The sequence below is a fragment of the Henriciella sp. genome, assembly GCF_049649345.1.
GTDB lineage: Bacteria > Pseudomonadota > Alphaproteobacteria > Caulobacterales > Hyphomonadaceae > Henriciella.
The window spans coordinates 1-2,654 of record NZ_JBARZC010000107.1 but is presented as its reverse complement, the minus strand read 5'-3'; the positions used below and the strand labels follow the sequence as shown (position 1 = coordinate 2,654).

At 60.2% G+C, this 2,654-nt stretch carries 2 protein-coding genes; one reads left to right on the top strand and one right to left on the bottom strand.

Going from position 1 to position 2,654, the window contains the following annotated elements:
• Positions 1–1,505, top strand: a 1,505-nt coding sequence (locus WA989_RS02685) for an ATP-binding protein (protein ID WP_424338982.1), incomplete at its 5' end; no start/stop codon positions are given.
• A 4-nt stretch (positions 1,506–1,509) separates the two neighbouring features.
• Here WA989_RS02685 and WA989_RS02680 read toward each other — a convergent pair.
• Positions 1,510–2,654 (bottom strand): isovaleryl-CoA dehydrogenase (locus WA989_RS02680; RefSeq protein ID WP_424338981.1); only part of this gene is annotated, 1,145 nt, incomplete at its 5' end.

Sequence of the window (2,654 nt, the reverse complement as noted above, 5' to 3'; positions counted from 1 at the left end):
CTGATCATGAAGGCACGCTTCTTTATGTGAACAAGGCGCTTGCCGATCTCGCCGGGTATGAAAAAGACGAATTGATCGGCGCAAAAAACTCGATCCTGATGGACGCCACTTCGCAGCGGGCGAGTACCTCATTTTTGCGTGACGGCGCGGCCCGAGGCGATCTCCACCACCGCGGCGATTCACAATTGGTGACCCGGACGGGCGAGCGCATTCGCATTGCAGCCGAACTCACACTGTCGAGACTGCCGGGCGCTGAGCATCCGGTCATCATCACTCACATTCAGGATGTCCGCGAAGAGCGGCGCAAGGCGCATGAGCTGCGCGAGGCGCTCCAACAGGCCAATCAGGCAACGAAGATGAAGTCGGAATTCCTAGCCAATATGAGCCATGAAATACGCACGCCTCTCAACGGCGTCCTCGGCATGGCGCAAACACTGGCGCATGCCGATCTGACGCCAGCGCAAGCCGAAAATGTGTCGATCATCCTGGATTCCGGCAAGACGCTGATGGTGTTGTTGAACGACATTCTCGACCTTTCCAAAATCGAGGCTGGCAAACTGGACGTCACCCCTGTCGCCAGCGACGTTCGCCACAAGCTGAGCAGCCTGTTCAAACTGAACGAAAGCCTGGCGCGCGAGAAAGGTATCGATCTCAGACTTTTCATCCATCCGGATGTCCCCTCGCGCCTCCTTTTTGACCCGGTACGTGTGCGCCAGTGCGTGGGCAATCTCGTTTCCAATGCGATCAAGTTCACCGAAAAGGGCGAAGTGCTGGTTGCGGTCACGTGTGACGCTGCCGGCGATGGCGAGGCGCTCGTTACGGTTCATGTCTCGGATACGGGCTGCGGTATTGCCGCCGACAAGCTCGAGCGCATCTTTGAAGCCTTCGCCCAGGAAGACGGCTCCAAGACCCGCAAGTTTGGCGGTACCGGGCTCGGCCTGGCCATCACGCGCAAGCTGGCGCGGATGATGGGGGGCGACGTCAGCGCGGTTAGCGAACAGGGCCGCGGTTCGGTCTTCACGCTGACCTTTGCTGCGGAAAAACTGGCCTCACCCGTTCGCGTACCGTCGCAACCGGTTTCGACCACGCAGAGCCAGTCCCACAGCAGCCTCAGCGGATTGCGCGCCCTCGTGGTAGATGACAACGGGATCAATATCCGCGTCGCCCGGTCCTTCCTGGACCAGCAGGCAATTGACTCTCTCGAAGCCAGCGATGGCAACGCCGCGCTGGATGTGCTCAGCCAGCAGCACGTCGATCTGATCCTGATGGATATTCACATGCCGGGCCTTGATGGCATGGAGGCGTTCCGGCGTCTGCGAATGTCAGACAGCCCGAACCGGCTGACACCCGTGATCGCGTTGACGGCCGATTCAATGCCTGGCGACCGCGAACGCTTTCTCGGCATGGGATTTGATGGCTATGTCGCAAAACCGATCGAGGAGCGCATGCTGATGACGGCCATCGGCCAGGTCTTGAACCGGGAGCCTCTGCGCGCAGTCGGATAAACGGCTAGGCCGTCTCCCCGAACAGCTCCCGTCCGATCAGCCAGCGGCGAATTTCGGACGTCCCTGCGCCGATTTCGTAGAGCTTGGCGTCGCGCAGCAGGCGGCCTGTCGGGTACTCGTTGATATAGCCGTTGCCGCCGAGAAGCTGGATCGCATCGAGCGCGAGCTTGGTTGCAGTCTCTGCCGCATAGAGGATTGCGCCAGCGGCATCCTTGCGGGCGGTCTCGCCCCGGTCGCAGGCCTTGGCGACGGTATAGACGTAGGCCTTTGCAGCATTCATCTGCACGTACATGTCGGCGAGCTTGCCCTGGACAAGCTGAAACTCGCCGATCGACTGGCCGAACTGTTTGCGGTCGTGGATGTAGGGCAGAACGACATCCATACAGGCCTGCATGATACCGGTCGGCCCGGCGGACAGCACGGCGCGCTCATAGTCGAGCCCGCTCATCAGGATGCGCGCCCCTGCCCCGACAGGCCCCATGACATTTTCTTCGGGCACTTCGCAATCTTCGAAGACAAGCTCACCAGTTTCCGAGCCCCGCATGCCGAGCTTGTCGAGCTTCTGGGCGACGCTGAACCCTTTAAAGTCCCGCTCGATGAGAAAGGCGGTGATGCCTTTGGAGCCACCCTGCGGATCAGTCTTGGCATAGACGACAAGCGTATCGGCATCCGGCGCATTGGTGATCCACATCTTGGTGCCGTTCAGCACATAGTGGTCGCCTTTCTTGTCGGCGCGCAGCTTCATCGAGACCACATCGGACCCGGCCCCACTCTCACTCATGGCGAGGGAGCCGAGATGTTCGCCGGATATGAGCTTTGGCAGATAGCGTTTCTTCTGATCGTCATTGCCCCAGCGGCGGAGCTGGTTCACACAAAGATTGGAATGGGCGCCATAGGACAGACCGACCGAAGCAGACGCGCGGGAAATCTCCTCCATCGCGACGACATGTTCGAGATAGCCAAGGCCGGTGCCGCCCCATTCCTCCTCGACGGTGATGCCGAGCAAGCCGAGCTCGCCCATCTTTGGGAGGAGCTGGCGCGGAAAAACGTCTGTGCGGTCAATTTCAGCGGCGAGCGGGGCGATTTCGGCAGATGCAAAACTATGCACAGTGTCGCGGATCATGTCCGCGGTTTCACCAAGATCGAAGT